Genomic DNA, 24020 nt, shown 5'->3' with positions numbered 1-24020 from the left:
TGCTATGGAACTCAGCAGTACGGCAGCACGGGCGCTGCCGGTGGTGGATGCGCGGATCTACCCGCGTGGTGGTCTGGATGTGTTGTCCAAGGCAGAAGTGCCCCGGTTGCGCGATGCATCCAGCGGTGGCATGCATGAGCTGTTGCGCCGCTGTGCGCTGGCCGTGCTGACCAGCGGAAGCGCATCGGACGACCCGCGCGCTGCGCGCGATCTCTACCCGGATTTCGACATCCAGGTGAATCAGCAGGATCGCGGCATCCGCATCGATCTGATCAACGCACCGGCAATGGCTTTCGTCGATGGCGAGATCATCCGCGGCGTGGCCGAACTGTTGTTTGCCGTCGTCCGCGACCTCGCTTACATGGCCATCGAGCTCGAAGCGCAACGCGCGGATCTCGACACCAGCGAAGGCATCACCAATGCCGTGTTCGGCCAGCTGCGTAATGCGCGCATCCTGCAGCCCTTGGATCCGAACCTGGTCGTATGCTGGGGCGGACATTCCATCTCGCGCGATGAATACCTTTACACCAAGCAGGTCGGCTACGAGCTTGGCTTGCGCGGGCTGGATATCTGCACCGGCTGCGGCCCGGGCGCCATGAAGGGGCCGATGAAGGGCGCCACCATCGCGCATGCCAAGCAGCGCAAGCACAATACCCGCTACATCGGCGTCACCGAGCCAGGCATCATCGCCGCCGAATCGCCGAACCCGATCGTCAACCATCTGGTGATCATGCCGGACATCGAGAAGCGCCTTGAGGCCTTCGTCCGCATCGGACATGGCATCCTGGTGTTCCCGGGCGGTGTCGGCACCGCGGAGGAAATTCTCTACCTGCTCGGCATCCTGCTACGCGAAGAAAACGCGGACGTGCCGTTCCCGCTGATCCTCACCGGCCCGACCATCGCCGCGCCGTACTTCGAGCAGATCGACCGTTTCATTCGCCTCACCCTGGGCGACGCTGCCGCCTCGCGCTACGAGATCATCGTCGGCGACCCGGTCGCCGTCGCGCGCCGTATGGCCGAAGGGGTCCACGGAGTGCGCGCGCACCGCAAGGACCAGAAGGACTCGTATTACTTCAACTGGTCCGTGCACATCCCGCTCGAGTACCAGCAGCCCTTCGAGCCCAGCCACGAAGCGATGGCCGCGCTCGACCTGCACCACGGCCGCCCGGCGCCGGCCCTGGCCGCCGACCTGCGCCGCGCCTTCTCCGGCATCGTCGCCGGCAACGTCAAGGAAGACGGCATGCGCCGCATCGAGGAATTCGGCCCCTTCGAAATCCACGGTGATCCCGAGATCATGCAGGCCCTGGATGAGCTGCTGCGCGGCTTTGTCGAGCAGCGCCGGATGAAGATCTCGGGGGACTATCGGCCTTGTTATCGGGTGGTGACTTGATTGGTCAGGCTGATGGTCGCAAGAAACGCGAATTCGGATTTTTGAATCGATAGGGTCGCGCGGCCGCTCTCCGCCAAGCGGCCGCGTAACGCGGGAAGACCAATGCCGTGGCCCGGATTTGGTCTGCCATTCGCTATGTTGGATAGCGTATTTCTTACCTCAATTCTGACCGAGCCCAGGCTATCGATGACCGCAATTGTTATCTCACCTCCGTCGGTTGTTCCTTCGACGCCGTGGTGTACAGCGTTTTCTATGAGCGGCTGTAACGTCAATCGCGGAAGTAAAATGTTTGGTAGGGGAGCGGGAAGGATCCAGCGAACACGTAGGCGCGCTCCGAATCTTAACGATTCGATATCTAGATAGCGCTTGGCTAGCATGATCTCGTCTGCAAGATGTACGTCGTCTGGTCCGCCCAATGCTGCTCTGAACAGTTCCGATAGATCTAGGAGTAATTGCTCTGCTTGTTGAGGTTTCGCATGCACCAGCGCGACCGCCATGTTCAGGGTATTGAACAAGAAATGCGGTTGAACTCTAGCCGTCAGCGCGTCGAGTTCTGCTTGTTTTGCACGTACGGCCAGTTGCCGTAGCCGGAGATGATTGTGCAAGGCGCCCATGCCTAACATTGCAATCAGCAGCGCTACTCCTGAAAGCTGGAATGCAAGCGCACGCCAATGGTGATCGCCCAAGTGTAGATAGTCACCCAGCGTCCAGAACACCAATGCTGTTACAGCCAGGGTCACAACCTGCATAAGCGCCAGGGCTGTGCAAGCGATCAACAGCGCATGGCGTCCCGACAGCACTTTCCTTAACACCATCAAGCTTGCCAATGTCAGTAGTGACACCCACTGAACTCCGAGCGAAGCAAGACCGAAATACACCCAACGGTTTGCAGAGTAGCCGGGAGCCATCGCCAAAATCGCTGCCACGCACTCTCCTGCTATCAGTACCCACAGGAGACTTGCTGGGTGGCTGAGAGATTCCAGAGGATCCCTTTGCGCTTGCATCAGGGGCTGAGTGGACGGCTCGGGCATAACAAATCATAAGGCAAGAACAGCTAGTCGCGCCGTTTGCCTGTCGCGTCAAGCCGCCCGTCGGGCACAAGTGGCGTGTGGAGATGGTCTTCGATACCGTCAGCACGGGGAAATCTGGGGGGCAAATGGGCACTCTTATTCGCAAGGCCGCCTTTGGTAGGCGTGAATCTGCTTTTACGCTGATTGAGCTTATGGTTACGGTGGCGGTCCTGGCGATCGTGATGGCTGTCGCTGTTCCTGCATTCGGCACATTGATTCGCAGCAGCAGGTTGACCGCTAGCGCAAACGAAATGGTCGCGGCGCTCCAACTGGCTCGATCCGAGGCGGTTCGGCAGAATTCAACGGTGGCAGTCTGCAGAAGTGATAACGGAAGCACATGTGCGACGGGAGGCGCTTGGACGCAATCCATCACAGTTGTGGTGCGGACTGGTCAGGTACTTCGGGTAAGTCAAATTCGATCAGGCTTGGTGGTAGATGCTAGTCCGGCAGTCAACTCCCTGAATGACCGTATTTCTTTCTCTCCCGACGGAATCGCAAGAACAGGCGCAGGAGCTCCTTTAGTCGGAAAGATTTCCGTCTGTATGACGACAACGTCCCCAGCTCAAAACATTCGCAATGTTGTTATAAGCGGGGGCGGGCGAGTCTCAATTGAGCGCGCAGTGGGCGCATCTTGCCCTACACCTACGGACTCTTAAGTCACTCAGAAACTCATGAAAATGACTACACCACAAAAAATGAGCGGCGTAACCCTAATTGAGGTGATGATTTCCGTCTTGGTAATGGGGATTGGGATGCTTGGCATTGCCGCTATGCAGACAACAGCTTTACGCAACAATCAGGGCGCACTCCGGCGTAGCGAGGTCGTAATGCAGACGTACACTATTCTCGATGCAATGCGTGCGAACAGAGACGTTGCAATGATTGGCGGATATAATACCGGTAGCTTGCTGTGTAACGTGCCGACGGGGACCAGTTTGCCCGATAGAGATAAGGCTCTCTGGATCGCCAGTCTTAAGCGCGCACTTGGGGATAGCGCGTCCACATGCGGATCTATTGCTTGCTTGGATGGTAACTGCGAAGTTACTATCCAGTGGGATGATAGTCGCGCTCAAAACCTGGATGGCGCAGGAGAAACTGCGCAACAGGTGGCCACGGTGACTCAACTGTGAAAAGCCATTATTTTTCAGTAGGTTTCGTAAAATCACAGGGCGGTTTTAATTTAATCGAACTGATGATATCGATGGTTCTTGGCCTGCTTGTGGTAGGGGCGGCAATAGGAATTTTTCTCTCAAATCGCCAAGCTTATGCAGCGACGGAAGGCGTCGGTAGAATCCAGGAGACAGCGCGCCTCGGCTTTGAACTAATCGCTCGAGATATTCGCGAGGCGGGCGCCAATCCATGTGATAAAGCACTGCCGGTCGCAAATGTATTAACGGCGCCTACTGCCACGTGGTGGAAGAACTGGGCGCAACCATTGCAAGGTTATGAGGATGGAGCGCTGGCCGGCTCATCCGCAGGTACTGATGCCGTGCAGATCCTTGAGGCTGCCACCGGCGGAGCCACTGTAAACACCCATATCGCGGCCACCCAAATTCTCACGCTTTCAGCCTCCGCTCTGGAGCTTCAGAGCGGAAACGTTGCACTGCTTTGTGATCGCCAGCAATTGGCAATATTTCAGATGCAGACTGTTTCCGGCACTAGCGTTAATTACAGCTCGGCCTCGCAGAACGCATGTAATCGGTTTGGGCGTCTGCCGGGCGTCTGCGTGGCGGGCTCAAACAGCTATACATATGAAAGAAACTCCATCCTCACCAATCTTCGCGCAGTTCGTTGGTACGTTAAAGCGCCGCCAAGGGGGGGGGGGAGTTCCCTATACCAAGATGTGGTTGGTTCGAATGGGGTCATATCAAGCAATGAGGTGGCTGAAAATGTTTCCGATCTGGAGATTGAGTACCTGACTGCATCTGGTGGCGCTCTCGCTGACGCGACTTATGTAAATGCGTCTGGAGTATCCAACTGGGGTTCGGTTCTTGCAGTTCGCTTAAGCATTACAGTCCGATCACCAGATTCTGTAGGTACGGATGGGCAGCCACTCACCCGGACAATGACCTCTGTCGTCAGCATCAGGAATCGCAACCCATGAGCCGGAGTAGTGGAGTTTACAAGCAAACAGGAATTTCGCTCATTGTAGTGCTGCTGTTGCTGCTAGTAATGACGTTGCTAGGCTTGGCTGTCTTGCGCAGTACGCTGATGGAAGAGCGTATGTCGGCAAATATGTATGATCGCAGTTTGGCGTTCCAGGCAACGGAAGGAGCCTTGCGTGAAGCCGAAAAAGTAATTCAAACAGCAGCGGGTGCGGGTCAGGTGGCAGGCTATGTCTGCCCCACTGCGGCTGTTGCGATGCGCTGCCTAGTAATACCTATACAGGCAACGGCGCGGGCTGTGCCGCTGGAACTCAAGAATGCTGGGTCGATGCAAGTATGGTGCAAAAACTTCAGGTTGGCTCGGCGCAGTATTATATTCAATACCTTGGACAGCGGACCAGTGAGGATCAGCTGAGTCTCAACTCTAGCGTTAATCAGAATCAATATGGTGGTTCTGGTGGGACGTCTTTAGAGCACTACTATCGCGTTACTGCGAGAAGCGTCAATCCAGCTGTTGCTGGGCAGCGCGCGCTCGTCGTTTTGCAAACCAACGTTACAGTGAAATAAGGCGTCGCTATGAAAACTTCCGGAAGTCAATCTACGCTCAAGGACCGGTTGTTACTAGTGGTCGCCGGCATTGTTATCGCTTTTACTGGTGCCGCTGGCGCTGAAGTCGATGTTTCGCAGTCGCCCCTCTTCGTAGGAAGTAATGTTCCTGGGAATCTTGCATTAGTCCCATCAGTCGAATTTCCGACTGTAATTAGCGTTGCTAACCTTGGCGGGTTTACGACTGGATCGCGATATGTCGGGTATTTTAATTCAGCAAAATGCTATAAATATAATTATGATGCAGACGAGACGAAGCGTTATTTCTATCCGGTAGCATCACCAGCGCCAGATGCCTCCTTTCGTTGTAATGATGCCACGTTGTGGTCCGGTAATTTTCTGAACTGGGCAGCAACTCAGACAATTGATCCTTTTCGCTCGGCCATGACGGGTGGATATCGAGTAGTCGATACGCCGACTACAACGATTTTGGAGAAAGCAGTCGGTGAACGAGTAAATACAGGGAATTTTCCTCGTCGTACTGTAACAGGTAGTACAGTCATTGCTGGCGTCATGGCTTCGAAGTGGAATAAGGTCATGATTCGCATTGATGGTCTACAGAACAAGATGTGGATCACACAAGACCTTGATTTGGGTGGAAATACTAACGCTACAGGCCCGCGTTACGAGTATAACCCCAGCGTTCATGCGCTAGACGGAAGTTGCTTGGAACGAACGGGTCGTCAGTGTGATCGCTACGACACGGACGCGGTTTTTGAATTAAGTGTGCGCGTGAAGGTTTGCGATAATGCCGCCGGGCTGGAAGATAATTGCGTTAAATACTCTCAGGGTTATAAGCCAGAAGGGCTTATTCAGGAGTATTCGCAGCGGATAAAGTATAGTATTTTCGGTTACCTGAATATTGATGGGAATGGCGTCGATACGGGGGTTTTGCGAGCGAGGCAGAAATTTGTCGGTCCAAAAACCTATAATCCTGAAGAGGGCGTGGCTGACAACGTTGCAAAGGAGTGGGACCCTGTTACCGGCGTCCTCTATCAGAATCCGGATACGGCAGATGCAGCTGCCACTACCGCAGCGGTAGGAATGACCATCTCAAATAGTGGCGTTATCAATTATTTGAATAAGTTTGGTCAGATGAGTACTGGCAAGAACACTAAGAGTAACGATGACGTGAGTGAGCTGTATTATGCGGCTCTGCGTTACTTTAAAAAACAGGGTGATATTCCCGCTTATTCTAACTTTACTGCGACGACTGCTACAGGCAAGTATCAGCAGGCAGATGCCTTTCCCGTAATTACCGGCTGGAATCAGAAGGGACTGGATCCTATTTCTTATTGGTGTCAGACAAATGTGATTTTGGGCATTGGTGATACCAACACGCATAGTGACAAAAATCTTCCCGGCGTGGAGGCAAATGGTGGGGCTGTGGATGCGACACCGCGCGTGCCTCCTGAAGTTACCGCTGACACCACAGTCGATGTTGTTAAGTTGTTAACAAACATTTTAATAATGGAAGGTCAATCTCGGGCAACTGCATTCTCCCGATCTACAACTGCCAATTTTAATGGTTTGTTAAATTCTGGCTACATTGCTTCTCTAGCTTATCATGCGCATACGACAGACCTTCGTCCTGATTTGCAAGGGCAGCAAAATATATCCACACATTGGGTTGACGTAGTCGAAAACGGCGATTACAAGGGTAAGCTAACTAATCAGTACTGGCTGGCTGCTAAGTATGGTGGGTTTACAGTTCCCACAGGCTACGACTCTTCCACTAGAACGGCGCCGCTATCTAACGCAGACTGGTGGACTACAAACGAGCTCGTCAATAACACGGCGGGTTATCAACGTGCGGATAATTACTACATAGCTGCCGACGCGGGCAAGATGGTGACCAGCCTCAAACGTGCTTTTGAGCGCATCATTGATGAAATGAAAGGTTCCGGGTCTTCGTTGGCTAGTAATACGACTAAGCTTGAAGCTGGTGCAAGGACTTACCAGTCGATTTTTTATAGTCGCACTTGGCGTGGAGATATGGTTGCCTATGATGTGAATCCTGCTACGGGAGGCCTCACACAAGCCTGGAGTGCGAACAGCGCATTTCCCGCCTGGGATCAGCGTGTAATTAAGTTTGCAGGCCCTGCTTTGCTCTCCAATTTTACCTTTGGCAATCTGGGGACCACGCCTCTATCCTCGGCAAGCCAGGCGCAGATAAATTATTTGCGCGGCGACCGTTCATCAGAAAAAGCCAATGGTGGTACGCTGCGAACGCGAACCGGTATCATGGGTGATATTGTGAATTCACAGCCTGTGTATGTGGGTGCGCCGAACGCGAGGCTTTATGCGGGCGCTACTTTTGCGGGGGCCTCGATCTACCCTAATTTTGCTGCTGCTCAAGCGTCGAGATCTGCCACCATTTATGTCGGCGCCAACGACGGAATGCTTCACGCGTTCGATGCGGCCACGGGTGCCGAGAGGTTTGCGTTTGTTCCCAAAGGAGCGATGACTAATCTGCTGTCTTATACAAATCAGAATTACGAGCATCGTTATTACGTTGATGGCGAACTCACGGTTTCAGATGTCTATGACGTCTCATTAGGACGCTGGCGTTCAGTGCTTGTAGGCACGCTTGGGCGAGGTGGTCGGGGCGCTTTTGCATTAGATGTCACAGACCCGGGGAATATTTCGTTATTGTGGGATAAGACTTCGGGCGAAATTTCATCCATGGGCAATAACCTTGGTAAGCCCATCATCGGGCAACTTGCATCTGGTGCTTGGTTCACGATGATAGGTAATGGACCTAACAGCAGTAATGATGGGGCTGGTTTGGTGCTCATCGGAGTTCTGACGGGGACCGTGACAGAAATAGCAACTGGTGCAACGGGTGCTAATGGCCTCTCCGGCGTGCTGGGTTGGTCGTCCACGAATAATTCGATCGTGGATCGGATCTATGCGGGCGATTTAAAAGGAAATATGTGGCGCTTTGCGATGGTAGGTACCGTTGCAACGGTGACAAAGTTGTTTACCGCGACATATGGAGGTCAGACTCAGCCAATCACTGCAGCTCCGACCGCTGCAAAAGATCCGGCGACTGGCTTGACATGGCTGTTCTTCGGGACAGGAAAATATATTTCGGATGGCGATTTATCCAATAAAGATGTGCAGTCTTGGTACGGATTGGTCGACCGAAGTGGTGCAGCGATCGCAAATCGTTCGACTTTGAATTCAGTTGATATTTTAAGCGAAGGCACGGTAAATGGATTTACTGCGCGTGTCATCGAAGATCAGGCAAATCCGGGCATCAATGGCTGGTATATGGATTTGATTTCGCCGGTGTCTGGCAGGCAAGGCGAGCGGATGGTCGTCCCTAACTTCTTCCAGGGTACTGCACTAATCGGCACAACCCGCATACCTGATGCGGGCGATGTCTGCAGTCCCAGTGGTAAGGGCTTTGTAATGGCGATCAACCCATTTACTGGTGGGCGTTTGCCTCAATCATTTTTCGATCTTGATGGTAGTGGCGGGTCGAGTACGGGTGACACGCTCAATGGCAGTCCGGTTTCCGGATTGGGGATGAATAGCAGTCCCAATAATCCGATTTTTGTCGGTAACATCATGCAGGTGGCCCTTGATAATGCGAGTACCGTTAGCCTGGGTACTAACAGCAGTGCGTTGAGCATGCGGCGGGTATCTTGGCGTGAGCTGATCAGGAGCGAGTGATGAACTATTCTGTAATGACGAGACGTCAGAGGGGCTTTACTCTGATCGAGATTATGATTGTGGTGCTGATCGTTGGTGTCCTTGCCGCAATCGCAATGGCGAGCTACAAGAATTCGGTCATTAAAACGCGACGGTCTTCTGCTGCTGCTTGTCTGCAAGAGCGTGCCCAATTCATGGAGCGTTACTACACGACAAAGATGACTTACGCAGCGGCGCCCACGCCTCCTGCTTGCGGTGGAGGCCTCTCATCGTTCTACGAAGTTTCTTATGACGGTAATCCAACTGCGACCGCCTTCAGAATCCGTGCGGTTCCTAAGGGCGCGCAAAGCGGAGACACGAGCTGCGGTACGTTAACCATCGATGAAAAGGGAGTGCGTTCGGCATCCGGTGGTGCATCCGACTGTTGGTGATGGTTGCTCCGTAAGGGGCTTGCAACTTGGCTGATAGTCCCCTATGATTCGCCTCCCCGCCCGAATAGCTCAGCCGGTTAGAGCACTTGACTGTTAATCAGGGGGTCGTTGGTTCGAGTCCAACTTCGGGCGCCAAGATGTTCAAGAAGCCGCGACGTGTCGCGGCTTTTTGTTTGCCTGGTCATCGGGCTGCGCAGCTGGTAGGGCTGGTGTAGCGCACAGTGCGTGCTCTTCCGGAGTTGTTGACCACCACGTCAGCGAGTCGCCTGGCGTTGCTGCAGAGGCTGATGGTGATGTTCGTGCCGCTGCTGCGGCCGTTCGGCAGGAAGCGAACGATTGATCGTCCAGCTGTGCTGACGATATCGATGCCGCCGGTGGCGGAGTCTTGCTCCACTCTGACCACGGATGCAGCGTTTGGCGGATGCCCATCGCGCCCTGGATCCTTAAAGAGAATCCATCCCTGGCTCCAGATGCGATCTGTTCGGCAACGTGTGCCATCCATGGAGGGGCAAAGGCTGACAGGCCCGCCTTGGGTGACGGCAAGGCTTCTGGCCATTGCAAGGTGCGCAGTTAGCAGGTGCACGCGCGTGGTCGCTCGCTGCCACTCGATGAGGCTTTTGAAGCTCGGCATGCCGATGGCTGCGCCGATTCCGATGATCGCCATCACGATGAGCAACTGGACTGCGGTGTACCCTCTCGCGCTCGAATAGCCTGCTGCGTCCATTGCGCGTCTCCTTGAAGTGGAGCAAGCAGTCTCAACATTGGTTGCTTGCCAGGTAACCCTGTCTTTCCTTGCGTGGCTGTCAGGGTTCTACCGATGCTGGCCTCCGTAAATTCGTGCAGCCTCCCCCCGAGATCCGCTCCATGACCGACCGTTTTCAGCTCGTATCCCCATACTCGCCAGCGGGCGACCAGCCTGCCGCCATCGACAAGTTGGTGACCAACTTCGAGGCTGGGCTGGCCAAACAGACGCTGTTGGGGGTGACCGGTTCGGGCAAGACCTACACCATTGCCAATGTGGTCCAGCAGGTGCAGAAGCCGACGCTGGTGATGGCGCCTAACAAGACGTTGGCGGCGCAGCTGTACGGCGAGTTCAAGTCGTTCTTCCCGCATAACGCGGTCGAGTACTTCGTCAGCTACTACGACTACTACCAGCCGGAGGCCTATGTGCCGTCGTCGGACACTTTCATCGAGAAGGACAGTTCGATCAATGAACACATCGAGCAGATGCGCTTGTCGGCGACCAAGACCTTGCTGTCTCGGCGCGATTCGCTGGTGGTGGCGACGGTGTCGGCAATCTACGGCCTCGGCGCGCCGGAGGACTATCTATCGCTGCGCCTGATCCTGTCGGTTGGGGAGCACATCGATCAGCGCCAGTTGATCCGCCATCTCACCGATCTGCAATACACCCGCAACGAGTTCGAACTGACGCGCGGTGCCTTTCGCGTGCGCGGCGAGGTGTTGGATGTGTTCCCGGCCGAGTCGGATACCGAAGCCTTGCGCATCGAGTTGTTCGATGGCGACATCGAGCAGCTGACCTTGTTCGATCCACTCACTGGCGAAACCTTGCGCAAGTTGCAGCGCTACACCGTGTACCCGAAGACCCATTACGCCACGACGCGCGAGCGCACGTTGAGTGCGGTGGACACCATCAAGGAAGAGCTGAAAGAACGCCTGGAACAGCTCTACGCGCAGAACAAGCTGGTCGAGGCGCAACGTCTGGCGCAGCGCACGCAATTCGATCTGGAAATGATGGCCGAGGTGGGTTTTTGCAACGGTATCGAAAACTACTCGCGGCATCTCACCGGCAAGGCGCCCGGCGAGCCGCCGCCGACCCTGTTCGACTACCTGCCGCCGGACGCGCTGCTGGTCATCGATGAGTCGCATGTGACCATTCCGCAGATCGGCGCGATGTACAAGGGCGACCGTTCGCGCAAGGAGACGCTGGTGGAGTTCGGTTTTCGATTGCCGTCCGCCTTGGACAACCGCCCCTTGCGTTTCGAAGAGTGGGAGGCGCGTTCGCCACGCAGCATCTATGTCTCGGCAACGCCGGGGCCTTATGAGGTGCGCGAGTCTGCCGGCGAAGTCACGGAACTGGTGGTGCGCCCAACCGGTCTGATCGACCCGGTGGTGGAGATCCGTCCGGTTGGTACGCAGGTCGACGACCTCATGTCCGAGGTTCACGAGCGCATCAAGCTCGGCGATCGCGTGTTGGTAACCACGTTGACCAAGCGCATGGCCGAGAACCTCACCGAGTATCTGGGCGAGCACGGGATTCGGGTGCGCTACCTGCACTCGGATATCGACACCGTCGAGCGCGTGGAGATCATCCGCGACCTGCGCCTGGGCAAGTTCGATGTGCTCGTGGGCATCAACCTGCTGCGCGAGGGTTTGGACATGCCGGAAGTCTCGCTGGTGGCCATCCTGGATGCCGACAAGGAGGGCTTCCTGCGATCGACCGGATCGCTGATCCAGACCATTGGCCGTGCCGCACGCAATCTGCGCGGCAAGGCCATTCTGTATGCCGACAAGATAACGCGCTCGATGCAGGCGGCAATCGACGAGACCGATCGTCGCCGCGAGAAGCAGGTCGAGTACAACCTGGAACATGGCATCACACCGAAATCCGTCGAGCGGCCGATCGCCGACATCATGGAAGGCGCGCGCGACGATGCGGCCGAGAAGAAGTCGGGCAAGGGCCGTTCGAAATCGCGCCAGGTCGCAGAGGAGACGCCCGATTACCGTGCCATGAAGCCTGCGGAAATCGCTGGCAAGCTCAAGAGTCTGGAACAGAAGATGTACCAGCACGCCAAGGATCTGGAGTTCGAGGCCGCAGCCCAGATTCGCGACCAGATCCAGAAGTTGAAGGCTGCCAGCTTGGGATAGGGCGGATGGCTCGCCCTGCAGACACGATAGGACTTGTGGTCGGTAAAACCCTGCGCTAGAATGCGCGCCCTGCACAGCGCAATGCTGACGCAGGATTCGGGCGGTTAGCTCAGCGGTAGAGCACTACCTTGACATGGTAGGGGTCACAGGTTCGAACCCTGTACCGCCCACCACTCTAAGTCCAGATGGTACAGAGGCTTGAGTGGTTTCAAGATCGGCAGCGACGTCTGCCATTGACCCCCAAAGTGACCCAACGCAAAAGCTCTTGCAGCTTTGGCATGTGTCAGTTCGGGTCTGCGTTACTGGAATCACGGCCTTCCTGTGCTTTCATCTCTGCCCGCCTGCCTGCGCGTTGCGTATCGATTGGCAATGTTGAAGCATGTCGCTCGCATATGGATGTTGGCTGTCTTCGGTCAAAACGTCCCCAGCCAGGTACGCGGCGATGCCGAAAGGTGCCGCGCCCTCTGTCTGATCTGCACGTTTCGGACGATGCGCGATGCCATGGGCGTATCGCCCCCAGATGGACGAACTCCCAATGCCGCTCTCTTCCTCCCAAGCGCACCGAAAGTGCCTCGGGTGTGGGAAATAAGTGTTCAGTGCGGCTGTTTTGCGGGTCAGCGCGGCCCACCGCCGCCCAGTTAGCCGATACCGCTTTCACCATCACACGTCTTGCTTTAGCATCGCCACCGCGCTGACGGAAAGGAAGGCTGGCGATGGACGAATACCAGCACACCGTGCTGACCAGGGGCGGATATCGTGTTGTGGCGATTACGCGTGACGAGGTGTACGCACCCGACGCCGTCGTGGCATACGCCGTCGTGACCGATGCGGGTACGCGGATCACGCCGGATTTGTCCCTGGACCAGGCCAAGGTCTGGATCGATTCGCTGGTGGAGAGCGAGAGCGGCGGGCGCAAGTCCGAGCTTGTCGACCATAAGCCAATCGTGCGTCGCTAGCCCGCCATCGTGATGCAAGCCTAAGGAGAAGGGCGCATGTCCAAACCCAAAATCATCGCAATTGCCACGCTGGTGGCGGTGCTAGTCGGATACTGCCTGTCTGGCTATCTCACCCTGCTGTTGCTGCGGCTCGACACCGGTCTGTACGGGTGGGACACCTACTACCGCTATTTCAGCGCGCTTGGGTTGCCCCAAGTGGCGCCTTACGCGACCAAGATCAAGATTGCGGGCGCGCTTGGATTCAGCCTGCCGGTGCTGGTCTGGGCGATTGTCGTTGTGCTCATCGTCAAGCCCAAGGCGCGCGCCCTGCACGGTGACGCGCGCTTCGCTGGCGCCGCCGACCTCTCCAAGCATGGGCTGTTCAAGCCCGCCGGAAACGGCATTGTCGTCGGCAAGTTCAATGGCAAGCTGGTGCGACTGAGCGGCCAGCAATTCGTGATTCTTGCTGCGCCGACGCGCTCGGGCAAGGGTGTCGGTGTCGTGATCCCGAACCTTTTGGAGTATCAAGAGTCGATCGTCGTCCTGGACATCAAGCAGGAGAACTTCGACCTGACCAGCGGGTGGCGCGCCAGTCAGGGCCACGAAGTCTTCCTGTTCAACCCGTTCGCCGAAGACCGTCGCACGCATCGCTGGAACCCGTTGACCTATGTGTCGAACGACCCCGCATTCCGCGTTTCGGATCTGATGAGCATCGCGGCGATGCTGTACCCGGACGGCTCCGACGACCAGAAGTTCTGGGTCAGCCAAGCGCGCAACGCGTTCATGGCATTCGCGCTGTACCTGTTCGAGAACTGGGACGAGGAGCTGTCGCTCGGTTTCCCGGGTGGGGCAGGGGCGCCCACGCTAGGCGGGATCTATCGCTTGTCCTCGGGCGACGGTACCGATCTCAAGAAATATCTGAAGTCGCTGTCCGAGCGGCGGTTCCTCAGCAGCAACGCCAAGTCGGCCTTTGCCAACATGCTCTCCCAGGCGGATGAGACCTTCGCCTCGATCATGGGCACCTTGAAGGAGCCGCTCAATGCATGGATCAATCCGGTGCTGGACGCCGCCACCAGTGCGGACGACTTCCTGCTCACGGACCTTCGCAAGAAGAAGATGACCATCTACATCGGCATCCAGCCCAACAAGCTGGCCGAAAGCCGCCTGATCATCAATCTGCTCTTCAGCCAGATCATCAACCTCAATACCCGCGAACTGCCCAAGTCCAACCCTGAGCTCAAATATCAGTGCCTGTTGCTGATGGACGAATTCACCTCGATCGGCAAGGTGGACATCATCGCGACCGCGGTAGCCTACATGGCCGGCTACAACATCCGCCTGCTGCCCATCATCCAGAGCATGGCGCAGTTGGACGCAACCTACGGCAAAGATCTGTCACGCACCATCATTACCAACCACGCCCTGCAGATCCTCTACGCGCCGCGCGAACAGCAGGACGCCAACGACTACTCCGAGATGCTGGGTTACACCACCATCAAGAAGAAGAACGTCACCCGAGGGCGGGAGACCACCCATAGCGTGTCAGAAGAGCGGCGGGCTCTGATGTTGCCCCAGGAGCTCAAGGCCATGGGCAACGAGAAGGAAGTGTTCCTGTACGAGGGGATCCCGCATCCGGTGAAGTGCGACAAGATTCGCTACTACGAGGATCGCTACTTCACTGCGCGCTTGCTGCCAAAAACTGAAGTGAAAACGCTTACCATTAAAGTGTGATTGATGTCACATTTGCAGTGCGGTGCCTGGTGTGCAATTCTTGACGGATCTGCTTGTTAAGGGCAAAGTTAGCAAGAATCTGCGGTGTAGATAGATGGTCGTAGGGGAGCGGCGCCGGATGGGCCGTACTGGAGTAAGGCTATGGATGGTTTATCAGCGTATTCATTTTTCTCGGCAGCACGCACTCGCAACTGGGGCGACCCAGCGGGTGGTAGAGCCGCGAGAAACGCATCAATAACACGTTTCCTCCGGTACCCACTGGTGCGCGGAGGCTTAGTGCTGTCCGTCTTAAGCCCGAAATTTCATGAGTTGGAGAAGTCAGAGTGAATCCGATGTATGTGTCCAAGCTGTCGTTGGTGCTAGTGGCTGCAGCATTGGTAGGCGCGTGCGCGACCAAGCCTGCTCCTGACTTTGGTGGTCGTTGGAAGCACGTCAACCACTTTGACGAGGCGCCCACCGAAATTCCGCTCTACACCTCGTACACGTATCAGGCCACGCCCATGGACGGTACGCTGAAGACCATGCTGGAACGCTGGGCTGCGGATTCCAATATGCAGCTGTCCTACAACTTGCCATCGGACTACACCTTGATCGGGCCGGTTTCCGCAATCAGCACGACCAGCGTCCAACAGGCCGCAACCGAGCTGAGTGCCGTGTACGCAGCCCAAGGAGTTTCGGTGTCGGTTTCTGCCAACAAGTTGCTGGTCCAACCAGTGCCGGTGTCGTCTGGCGCCAAGCTCTAAGGGCTGCCTCCTGCTCGATGCCTTTCAGGCATGGAGCCGGCGGTGTTCCTACCTTCTCAAGTACCCGCGACGCGTTGCGGCAATGGTTTCAGGCCTGACAAGGCCCCACGGTGACGGATCTAGACATGTTGCGTAAGAAGGTCAGTGAAAAGGACGGTTCCGCCCAAGTGGGTGCGGCCGTCCAAAAAGCGGTGAATTATGAGGTCAGCATTGCCGACCTCGCGCGCCGCAGCGAAAAGCGTGCCTGGATCGTGGCGACGCTGTCGATGCTGGTCACCGTCATGACGGCGGGTGGCTACTACTACATGCTGCCGTTGAAGGAGAAAGTGCCATATCTCGTCATGGCAGATGCGTATTCGGGTACTAGCACCATCGCCAAGCTTGAGCCCAACTTTGGTGGTCGAACAATCAGTACCAGCGAGGCGCTGGCGCGTAGCAATATCGCGCGTTTCATTATTGCGCGTGAGTCGTTTGATCTTTCCATTATTGGCCAGCGTGACTGGAACACAGTCTCGGCAATGGGGGCAACAAACGTCGTGAGTGAATATCGCGCGCTGCATTCTGCCAACAATCCGTCGAGGCCGCTGAATACGTACGGCAAGCTCCGTGCAATTCGCGTCAATATTTTGAGTATCACCTTGATTGGTGGCAATGGGAAGGCATATACCGGGGCAACCGTGCGCTTTCAGCGAACCGTTTATGACAAGAACTCCACGGTTTCGACGCTACTGGATAACAAAATTGCCACGATGGGGTTCGTCTACCAGGATAATCTTGAGATGAGCGATAGCCTGAGGGTTGAAAATCCCCTGGGTTTCCGGGTCACTGATTACCGCGTAGATAATGATTACTCCGCGCTGCCCGTTGCCCCAGCCGCTGGTGCGGTCATCAATGCTCAAACTCAGGCAGCAGTGCAGCAGCAGGCAATGCAGCAGCCGATGACTGGGATGACCGATCCAAATGCAGCAGGTGCCACCATTGCACCTCAGGGGGGCGTTCCGCTGCAACAAGGCATGCAGCAGCAAGGTGGCGCGCCTCAGCAACAGGCGCAGCCAGCATTTCCTGATCAAATGCAGCCGGCCGGTCAGCTGCAAGCGCAGCCTGCAATGCAACCCCAAGGGATGCCCAAGAATGTCAATGGAGCAAGTGGTCGATGAAACTTTTTAACCGATATAGGGTTGCGTTGTTGTCAGCGCTACCACTTGCGCTGTGTGCTTTGTCAGCAGCTGCTCAGGTGGTCCAGGAATATGAGTATGCACCGGACCGTATCTATCAGGTGCGCACAGGCCTTGGCATTACCACTCAAGTGGAGCTGAGTCCGAACGAAAAAATTCTTGATTACAGCACCGGTTTCACCGGCGGATGGGAGCTTACGCGGCGAGAGAATGTATTTTATCTCAAGCCTAAAAACGTCGATGTCGATACGAACATGATGATTCGTACCGCGACGCATTCTTATATTCTTGAGCTCAAGGTAGTGGCAACAGATTGGCAACGTCTTGAGCAGGCGAAGCAAGCGGGTGTCCAATATAAGGTTGTATTTACCTACCCGAAGGACACGAGCTTCAATAATGTCGAGGATGCGGATGCTTCGAAGAACGGCCCGCTGTTGAATGCCAAAATCTTGAAGGATCGCCGTTACTACTACGATTACGATTATGCGACACGAACCAAGAAATCCTGGTTGATTCCGAGTCGTGTCTACGATGATGGTAAATTCACTTATATCAATATGGATCTGACGCGTTTTCCGACTGGAAATTTTCCTGCGGTCTTCGCTCGCGAGAAAGAGCACTCCGAAGATTTTCTCGTTAATACGACGGTAGAGGGTAATACTCTGATCGTGCACGGAACCTACCCTTTCCTGGTGGTTCGTCATGGCGATAACGTCGTCGGTCTGCGAAGGAACAAGCAAAAGTGAACTCGAATATTCCAAACAGTCCTGATGAGCGCACCCAGAACCATGGCGGGGATGAGCAGCGCAACGGCGAGCACAACGAGCGCAACAATCCTTACTTCGCGCGCCAGCAGGCCAGTGCAGAACCGGACCTGGATGCCAATGAGCCGATCTTAAGATCGAGCGACATCAAGCGACTTAATCGCAAGGCCCTGGTGTTTCTCGCAGCCATTGCAGCTCTTTTGATTCTCGCAATCTTCTGGCTAGCGACACAAAGCGGGGAGGATTCCGCGCCTCCGAAGCCACGTACTGAGACGGTGGTGGCACCTGCGTTGCCGCAGAGCATGACGGCGCCAGTTGAGGAAGCGCCAGTCCCGCTAGCTCAGCAGCCCAGTTTGCCGCCACTGCCGCCAATGCCGACCGACAATAGTGAAGAGGTCAGCTCCGCACCGGAACGTCAGCGCGGCCCGACGCTGTTGGAGCGTCGCATCCTTGCTGAGTCTGCTGCAAATAGCGGCGGGGTTCCTGGTCAACTTGGGGCACAGCCTGCACCTGCTCAGGAAGATGGCCCGGTCACGCTGGCCAAGCCGATCAGCAACCCGGACGGTCTGTTGGTGCGCGGGACCTATATTCGCTGCATCCTGGAGACCCGCATCATCTCCGATTTCGGCGGCTACACCTCGTGCATCGTCACCGAGCCGGTCTACTCCATCAATGGGCATAACTTGCTTCTTCCGAAGGGGTCCAAGATGCTGGGTCAGTACAGCGCCGGTGAACCGACCTCTCATCGTCTCCAAGTCGTCTGGGACCGCGTCACTACGCCTACCGGTTTGGATGTCACGCTCATGGGTCCAGGCATCGATACGCTTGGAAGCTCCGGTCATCCGGGTAACTACAATGCGCATTGGGGTAACAAGATTGCTTCAGCCTTATTCATCAGTCTGCTGAGCGACGCATTCAAGTACGCAGCGGCCGAATATGGCCCCGAGACCACAACAATCGGCGTGGGCTCCGGCATCATTACCCAGCAGCCGTTCGAGAGTAATACCGCACGTAGCATGCAGCAGCTTGCGGAGCAGGCGGTTGAAAAATCAGGACGTCGTCCTGCCACACTGACGATCAACCAAGGAACGGTTTTGAACGTCTACGTTGCCAAGGACGTCGATTTCTCGGCTGTCCTGCCGAAGTGAATGAAATGGTTGCCATGACGATCGATGACTCCCCGACAGCGCGCATTTCGAACGACTTTCTGGACTACCAGTACTCCGTGCTGGGAATCCTGGACTATCTGAATTCGCCTGACGTGACCGAAATTTGCATCAATCGTCCTGGTGAGCTGTACCTGGAAACGATCCATGGATGGCAGCGGGTCGACGTGCCATCCCTCACCTACGACCGCGCTCGGCAGTTCTGTACGGCGGTCGTCAATGAGAGCAACACCGGGCAACGAATCACCGATGCCGACCCTGTGGTGTCGCTAACGTTTCCGACCGGGCAACGTGCGCAGTTCGTGATGCCGCCCGCCTGCGATGCGGGCAAGGTGTCCATTACGATCCGACTTCCTTCGAAGCACACAAAGTCGCTGGAGCAGTACAAGCACGACGGTTTCTTCGACGAAGTGCTTGAGCAATCGGCGGATGTCAGCGATCACGACCAGGAACTGCTTGAGCTGCGCCGCAAGCGCGACTACGCAGAGTTCTTCAAGAAGTGCGTGCTTTACAAGAAAAACGTCGTTGTTGCTGGGGCGACAGGTAGCGGCAAGACCACCTTCATGAAGGCCCTGGTCAATCACATTCCAAGCGAAGAGCGCTTGGTGACGATTGAGGACGCCAGGGAGCTATTCATTAGTCAGCCGAACGCTGTGCACCTGCTTTATTCCAAGGGCGGTCAAAGCGCCAGCAACGTGACTGCTAAGAGCTGCATGGAGGCCTGCCTGCGTATGAAGCCAGACCGCATCATCCTTGCCGAGTTGCGCGGCGATGAGTCGTTCTACTTCATTCGTAACTGCGCGTCGGGCCATCCTGGCTCCATCACCAGTTGCCATGCCGGAAGTGTTGAGCAGACCTGGGACCAGCTTGCGTTGATGGTGAAGGCCTCCAATGAGGGCTCCGGTCTGGAGTTCGAGGTGATCAAACGTCTGTTGAGAATGACCATCGACATCGTGGTTCACATCAAGGCGCACGCTGGACGGCGCTTCATCACGGGTATCGATTTCGATCCTCTTCGCACCCTGCGCGGCGGCTAGGGCATCGAGTTCGTCGCTGATTTTGATCTGGTTTTGGAAGGAGTACTGACATGTTGCCTGGCATGGAACTGATGGGGTGCACTGGACTGGCCGTCCCCGGCGAGGTAATGCAGCACGTTGTCCGTGTCGAGTCGTCGCGTAATCCCTATGCCATTGGTGTCGTTGGCGGACGCCTGGTGCGCGAGCCACGCGGTCTGGCTGAAGCGGTCGCCACGGCGAAGATGCTGGAGCAGAAGGGGTACAACTTTTCGCTGGGTTTAGGCCAGGTCAATCGCTACAACCTGCAGAAGTACGGCTTGGCGACTTATGAGATGGCATTCGACAAATGCCCCAACTTGGTCGCTGCCTCAAAGATTCTGGCCGAATGCCACTCGCGTTCTGGCGCCAATTGGGGAAAGTCGTTTAGCTGCTACTACTCTGGAAATTTTGAAACCGGCTTCAAGCATGGCTACGTGCAGAAGATCTATGCCTCCATTCGTCAGTCGGTCGCGTCTTCCGGCGCCGAGCCCATCGCGGTCGTGCCAACCCGCCAGGTGCAATTGAAGCCTGCAAATCCCCTGCGACAGGCTGCAGCCGAGTTGGCAGACGCGATTGTGGCTCGCCGCATTCAGGAATTTTCCGGGGCGAGCCACACGGCGGCTTCACCACAAGGGCCTATGCTATCTCAGCCTGCAACAGCGTATTCCTCGCCGAGTCGGGTAGCGTCTGTGGCTCCTGTAGCTGCTCCGGCAGAAAACGAGCTGTATGTGGTGAAGGCAACGGGGCAGGGGCGTGGGGTGGCGGTACCGGCTTCCGGTCCGCAGGCTTCGACGCCGAGTGACCAATCTGCACCCGTTTCTATGCAGCGAGCACCGCAAACAGTTCCGCAAGTGGATAGTGCATTCGTTTTTTAGGATGGAAATTGCCAAGGATATGGCTGCTGGACCCCCTCTGTTCCCAAGGAGTTAGACATGAAGTTTGAAATCGACAACAAAACAGTCGCCGACGCCAAAATGATTGGCGCGCAGGCAATGAAGGCATTGGTGTTTACCGCATTGTTGGTAGTGGCCGGTGGTGCTGGCGCGACCACGGGTGGTAACAGCCTGGGTGGTACCGACACACGTGTCTGTGGCTTTCTTAACAATGTGACGAAGCTGCTGAATATGGGTTCGATCGCGGTCGTCACCATCGCAGTTATCGTGGCGGGTTACCAGATTGCCTTCGCACACAAGCGCATCTCAGAAGTTTCGCCCATTCTCATCGGTGGCGTACTCATTGGCGCCGCTGGTCAGATCGCCAATATGATCTTGCAGAACAAAGAATCGAATTCTGGAGACTGTTCGGGAATCGGCGCTTCGCTAGTGCAGATCGCTCAGTACTATGCATAAAGACGTACTCTTCCGCGGATGCACCCGCCCCGCCATGTTTTTGGGGGTGCCTTACATCCCCTTCTTCATTGGTGCGGGCGGTGGCTTGCTGTTGGGGATGTACATCAATCTTTGGTACCTGCTGACCATTCCGGTCATCATCTTTGCCATGCAGCAGATGGCCAAGCGTGATGAGATGATTTTCAGGTTGCTGGGATTACGCTGGCTGTTCCGAATGCGTGCGCGAAACCTTCAGCGTTATTCAGGAATGTGGGTCTTTAGCCCAAATGAATATCGCAAGAATCCCCCGGGAAAATCGCGATGAGCACGTAGCCGTTTACCAACCCCACGCAGACAACCCGCGTGGGGTTGGTGTTTGCGATAGTCGCTTGGTGTGATGCTTCCTCTCTAAATTTGGTAAGACCATGTTCAGCCCAGACAGTCCGATCAGCGAGTTTGTTTCCATCTCGACGCATGTTGCGCCGTCCGTCGTCAAGACGACCGCCGGCGACTACCTGTTGATCTGGCATCTGGGCGGGTTGCCGTTCGTGGGGCGAGACGAGTTCGAGCTCGAGCAGCGGCATAACACGTTTAACCGTCTTTTGCAGACCCTCCGCGCCCCGGATTTCGCTAACGTTGCATTCTGGGTCCACGATGTACGGCGTCGGCGCAGAATCGGCACAGGCGGACGTTTCAAGCAGGCATTCAATCAAAATCTGTCTGACGAATATTACACGGCACTTTCATCGCAAAAGATCATGCAGAACGAGCTGTATTTCAGCATGATTTACCGGCCTGTAGTCACGGGGCGTCGCTTGGTGGAGAAATCCGCGAACCCGGATAAGATTCGCGCCGAGGAAGAACAGGCTGTCGCAAAGGTTGTCGAACTGGCTACTAACGTCGAAGCCGTGCTCAAGGACTATGCTCCGTACCGTCTCGGTATGTACGAGGCCAAAAATGGCGTGGTTTTCTCCGAGACATTGGAGTTTCTGGGCTACTTGTTGAATCGGATCGATGAGCCTGTGCCGGTCTTGCCAGCTCCGGTGCCCGCGTATTTGCCCGTCAGTAAGCACATGTTTGCCAACAAGACCGGCGATTTCGTCATTCGTACTCCAGACGGAATCAATCACTTTGGCGCTATCTTGAATATCAAGGAATATGCGGATGGAACCTATCCGGGCATTCTCAATGGCCTGAAGTACCTGGACTTCGAATACGTCATGACGCACTCGTTCAGCCCGGTCGGACGACACGATGCGCTGAAGGTGTTGGAACGCACCAAGGGGATGATGGTTTCTTCGGGCGACAAATCGTCGACCCAGATTCGCGATCTCGATGTCGCCATGGACGATGTTGCCTCAGGAAACTTCGTGCTCGGCGAGTACCATTTCACATTGGCGGTCTATGCCGACAGCCAGGAGAAGCTGGCGAGGCAGATCGCAACCACCCGAGCCGAGTTGTCCAATGCCGGCTTCGTTTCGGCCAAGGAAGATCTTGCGATCGCCTCGTCGTTCTATGCACAGCTGCCGGGCAACTGGCGCTTCCGTACGCGCATCGCCAACCTGAGCTCGCTGAACTTCCTTGGCTTGTCGCCGCTGCACAATTTTGCCCAGGGCAAGCAGCACAACAATCCATGGGGTGACTGCGTCACCACCCTGCAGACAACCAACGGCCAGCCGTATTACTTCAACTTCCACGCCACGCACCCGTCGGAAAATTCGCTGGGTGAGAAGGCCATCGGTAACACGATGGTGATCGGTAAGTCGGGTACCGGTAAGACGGCGCTGATCAACTTCCTGTTGAGTCAGGTGCAGAAGTTCGACCCGATTCCGACCATCTTCTTCTTCGACAAGGACCGCGGCGCGGAGATCTTCGTGCGCGCGTGCGGTGGCAACTACCTAGCGCTGGAAAATGGTTCGCCGACTGGCTTCAATCCTTTCCAGTGCGAGCGCAATGAAGCCAACACCCAATTCCTGGCCGAGTTGATCAAGGTGCTGGGCGGCAAGGCCGAATACAGCGCCCGCGAGGAAGAAGATATCTATCGTGCGGTGGAAGGCATGCTGGACACGCCGATGCACCTGCGCAGCATGAGCAATTTCCGCAAGAGTCTGCCCAACATGGGCGACGACGGTCTGTATGCGCGTCTGCGCCGCTGGACCGCTGGCAATTCGCTCGGTTGGGTGTTCGACAATCCGTTGGACACGATCGACCTGACGCGGGCGTCGATCATCGGGTTCGACTATACCGACGTGATCGACAACGCCGAAGTGCGCGTGCCGGTGATCAACTACCTGCTGCACCGCCTGGAAGCGCTGATCGACGGCCGCCCGCTGATCTACGTGATGGACGAATTCTGGAAGATCCTGGACGGCAAGGGTGGCCTGAAGGAATTTGCCAAGAACAAGCAGAAGACCATCCGTAAGCAGAACGGCCTAGGGATTTTCGCCACGCAGAGCCCGGAAGATGCGCTGGCCAGCGACATTGCGGCCGCGTTGATCGAGCAGACGGCCACCATGATCCTGCTGCCGAACCCGAATGCCAGCCGCGACGATTACATGGAAGGGCTCAAGCTCACCGACGCCGAATACCAGGTTGTGGTGTCGCTGGATGAGCGCTCGCGCTGTTTCCTGGTCAAGCAAGGCCACGCGTCGGCGGTGTGCCAGCTCAACCTGCGGGGGATGGATGACGCGCTGTCGGTGATTTCCTCGTCCACCGACAATATCGAGATCATGCACCAGATCCTGGCGGGCAAGGCCGGCAAGCTGGGCGTCACCGTCGACCAGCTGACGCCGGAGCAGTGGTTGGCTGACTTCTATGCCAACCGCAAGGGCTCCGGTAAGCGCAAGTCGGCCAAGGACAAGGAGGTTGAAGATGCATAGCCAGCCAACGCAATCGCAGCAGTTTCACACCGCACCATCTTCATTTGTGTCACAGGAGGCGAAGAACACCATGACAATCAAGTTCAGACATTTTTC

The 24020-nt window shown here is 56.1% G+C and carries 20 protein-coding genes, 2 tRNA genes and 1 pseudogene; 21 read left to right on the top strand and 2 right to left on the bottom strand.

All coding sequences use genetic code 11. The annotated features are described in order from the left end of the window. Positions 1-4: 4 nt before the first annotated feature. The gene (gene ppnN / locus J7396_RS06505) at positions 5-1390 is read left to right on the top strand and encodes a nucleotide 5'-monophosphate nucleosidase PpnN (protein WP_209261196.1); all 1386 of its coding nucleotides are present in this window, start codon (positions 5-7) and stop codon (positions 1388-1390) included. Here the strand turns inward: ppnN and J7396_RS06500 are convergent. Further along, on the bottom strand, positions 1372-2316 hold the full coding sequence (locus J7396_RS06500) for a histidine kinase (RefSeq protein WP_223866254.1): 945 nt from the start codon (positions 2314-2316) through the stop codon (positions 1372-1374). The two genes, ppnN and J7396_RS06500, sit on opposite strands and share 19 nt — an antisense overlap. A 188-nt stretch (positions 2317-2504) precedes the next feature. On the opposite strand from J7396_RS06500, the gene J7396_RS06495 reads away from it, so the two are divergent. From J7396_RS06495 to J7396_RS06465, 7 genes and pseudogenes are all read left to right on the top strand, one after another. Next, a complete protein-coding gene (locus J7396_RS06495) occupies positions 2505-3116 on the top strand; it encodes a GspH/FimT family pseudopilin (protein ID WP_306460193.1) in 612 nt (203 codons plus the stop codon). 21 nt (positions 3117-3137) lie between these two features. Then, positions 3138-3590 carry a type IV pilus modification protein PilV gene (pilV, locus tag J7396_RS06490; RefSeq protein ID WP_306460192.1) on the top strand — a complete coding sequence of 151 codons (453 nt, stop codon included), beginning with the start codon at positions 3138-3140 and terminating at the stop codon, positions 3588-3590. Further along, on the top strand, positions 3587-4564 hold the full coding sequence (locus tag J7396_RS22775; protein ID WP_343237463.1) for a PilW family protein: 978 nt from the start codon (positions 3587-3589) through the stop codon (positions 4562-4564). The genes pilV and J7396_RS22775 overlap by 4 nt, the downstream gene beginning before the upstream one ends. Next, positions 4561-5132: pseudogene (locus J7396_RS06480) on the top strand (PilX N-terminal domain-containing pilus assembly protein). The gene J7396_RS22775 and the pseudogene J7396_RS06480 overlap by 4 nt, the downstream one beginning before the upstream one ends. Positions 5133-5141: 9 nt before the next feature. After that, on the top strand, positions 5142-8852 hold the full coding sequence (locus J7396_RS06475) for a pilus assembly protein (protein WP_209261195.1): 3711 nt from the start codon (positions 5142-5144) through the stop codon (positions 8850-8852). Next, complete coding sequence (locus tag J7396_RS06470) at positions 8852-9262, top strand: type IV pilin protein (RefSeq protein WP_008570996.1); 411 nt, start codon at positions 8852-8854, stop codon at positions 9260-9262. Before J7396_RS06475 ends, J7396_RS06470 begins: the two co-directional genes overlap by 1 nt. Before the next feature lie 58 nt (positions 9263-9320). Beyond that, a tRNA-Asn gene (locus tag J7396_RS06465) sits at positions 9321-9397 on the top strand. 46 nt (positions 9398-9443) lie between these two features. Here the strand turns inward: J7396_RS06465 and J7396_RS06460 are convergent. Further along, a complete protein-coding gene (locus J7396_RS06460) occupies positions 9444-9986 on the bottom strand; it encodes a GspH/FimT family pseudopilin (RefSeq protein ID WP_008570997.1) in 543 nt (180 codons plus the stop codon). A 140-nt stretch (positions 9987-10126) separates the two neighbouring features. Here J7396_RS06460 and uvrB point away from each other — a divergent pair, with 140 nt between their 5' ends. The 13 genes from uvrB (at position 10127) to J7396_RS06395 (ending at position 23924) form a co-directional block, all read left to right on the top strand. Then, positions 10127-12148 carry an excinuclease ABC subunit UvrB gene (gene uvrB, locus J7396_RS06455; RefSeq protein WP_008570998.1) on the top strand — a complete coding sequence of 674 codons (2022 nt, stop codon included), beginning with the start codon at positions 10127-10129 and terminating at the stop codon, positions 12146-12148. 98 nt (positions 12149-12246) lie between these two features. After that, positions 12247-12321, top strand: a tRNA-Val gene (locus tag J7396_RS06450). 540 nt (positions 12322-12861) lie between these two features. Then, on the top strand, positions 12862-13104 hold the full coding sequence (locus J7396_RS06445) for a hypothetical protein (protein ID WP_014090502.1): 243 nt from the start codon (positions 12862-12864) through the stop codon (positions 13102-13104). Positions 13105-13140: 36 nt separating this feature from the next. Next, complete coding sequence (locus J7396_RS06440) at positions 13141-14814, top strand: type IV secretory system conjugative DNA transfer family protein (protein WP_209261194.1); 1674 nt, start codon at positions 13141-13143, stop codon at positions 14812-14814. Positions 14815-15146: 332 nt separating this feature from the next. Further along, positions 15147-15557, top strand: a complete 411-nt coding sequence (locus J7396_RS06435) for a TcpQ domain-containing protein (RefSeq protein WP_005914237.1) — start codon at positions 15147-15149, stop codon at positions 15555-15557. A gap of 125 nt (positions 15558-15682) precedes the next feature. Further along, on the top strand, positions 15683-16714 hold the full coding sequence (locus tag J7396_RS06430) for a type IV secretion system protein (protein WP_008571002.1): 1032 nt from the start codon (positions 15683-15685) through the stop codon (positions 16712-16714). Beyond that, complete coding sequence (locus J7396_RS06425) at positions 16711-17478, top strand: TrbG/VirB9 family P-type conjugative transfer protein (RefSeq protein WP_008571003.1); 768 nt, start codon at positions 16711-16713, stop codon at positions 17476-17478. The genes J7396_RS06430 and J7396_RS06425 overlap by 4 nt, the downstream gene beginning before the upstream one ends. After that, a complete protein-coding gene (locus tag J7396_RS06420; RefSeq protein ID WP_008571004.1) occupies positions 17475-18644 on the top strand; it encodes a TrbI/VirB10 family protein in 1170 nt (389 codons plus the stop codon). The genes J7396_RS06425 and J7396_RS06420 overlap by 4 nt, the downstream gene beginning before the upstream one ends. Before the next feature lie 5 nt (positions 18645-18649). After that, complete coding sequence (gene virB11 / locus J7396_RS06415; protein WP_005914233.1) at positions 18650-19699, top strand: P-type DNA transfer ATPase VirB11; 1050 nt, start codon at positions 18650-18652, stop codon at positions 19697-19699. Positions 19700-19761: 62 nt separating this feature from the next. After that, positions 19762-20592: a lytic transglycosylase domain-containing protein gene (locus J7396_RS06410; protein ID WP_033478369.1), complete on the top strand. Its 831-nt coding sequence runs from the start codon at positions 19762-19764 to the stop codon at positions 20590-20592. Between the two features lie 57 nt (positions 20593-20649). Beyond that, positions 20650-21066: a TrbC/VirB2 family protein gene (locus J7396_RS06405; RefSeq protein WP_184420023.1), complete on the top strand. Its 417-nt coding sequence runs from the start codon at positions 20650-20652 to the stop codon at positions 21064-21066. Beyond that, positions 21059-21370, top strand: a complete 312-nt coding sequence (locus J7396_RS06400) for a VirB3 family type IV secretion system protein (RefSeq protein WP_005914227.1) — start codon at positions 21059-21061, stop codon at positions 21368-21370. Before J7396_RS06405 ends, J7396_RS06400 begins: the two co-directional genes overlap by 8 nt. Positions 21371-21470: 100 nt before the next feature. After that, positions 21471-23924 carry a VirB4 family type IV secretion/conjugal transfer ATPase gene (locus J7396_RS06395; RefSeq protein ID WP_209261193.1) on the top strand — a complete coding sequence of 818 codons (2454 nt, stop codon included), beginning with the start codon at positions 21471-21473 and terminating at the stop codon, positions 23922-23924. Positions 23925-24020: the final 96 nt, after the last annotated feature.

The organism is Xanthomonas sp. A1809, from assembly GCF_017746015.1.
GTDB classification, from domain to species: Bacteria; Pseudomonadota; Gammaproteobacteria; order Xanthomonadales; family Xanthomonadaceae; genus Xanthomonas; species Xanthomonas euvesicatoria.
The sequence above is the reverse complement of the archived record's forward strand: the minus strand, read 5'-3'. Positions and strand labels throughout refer to the sequence as shown.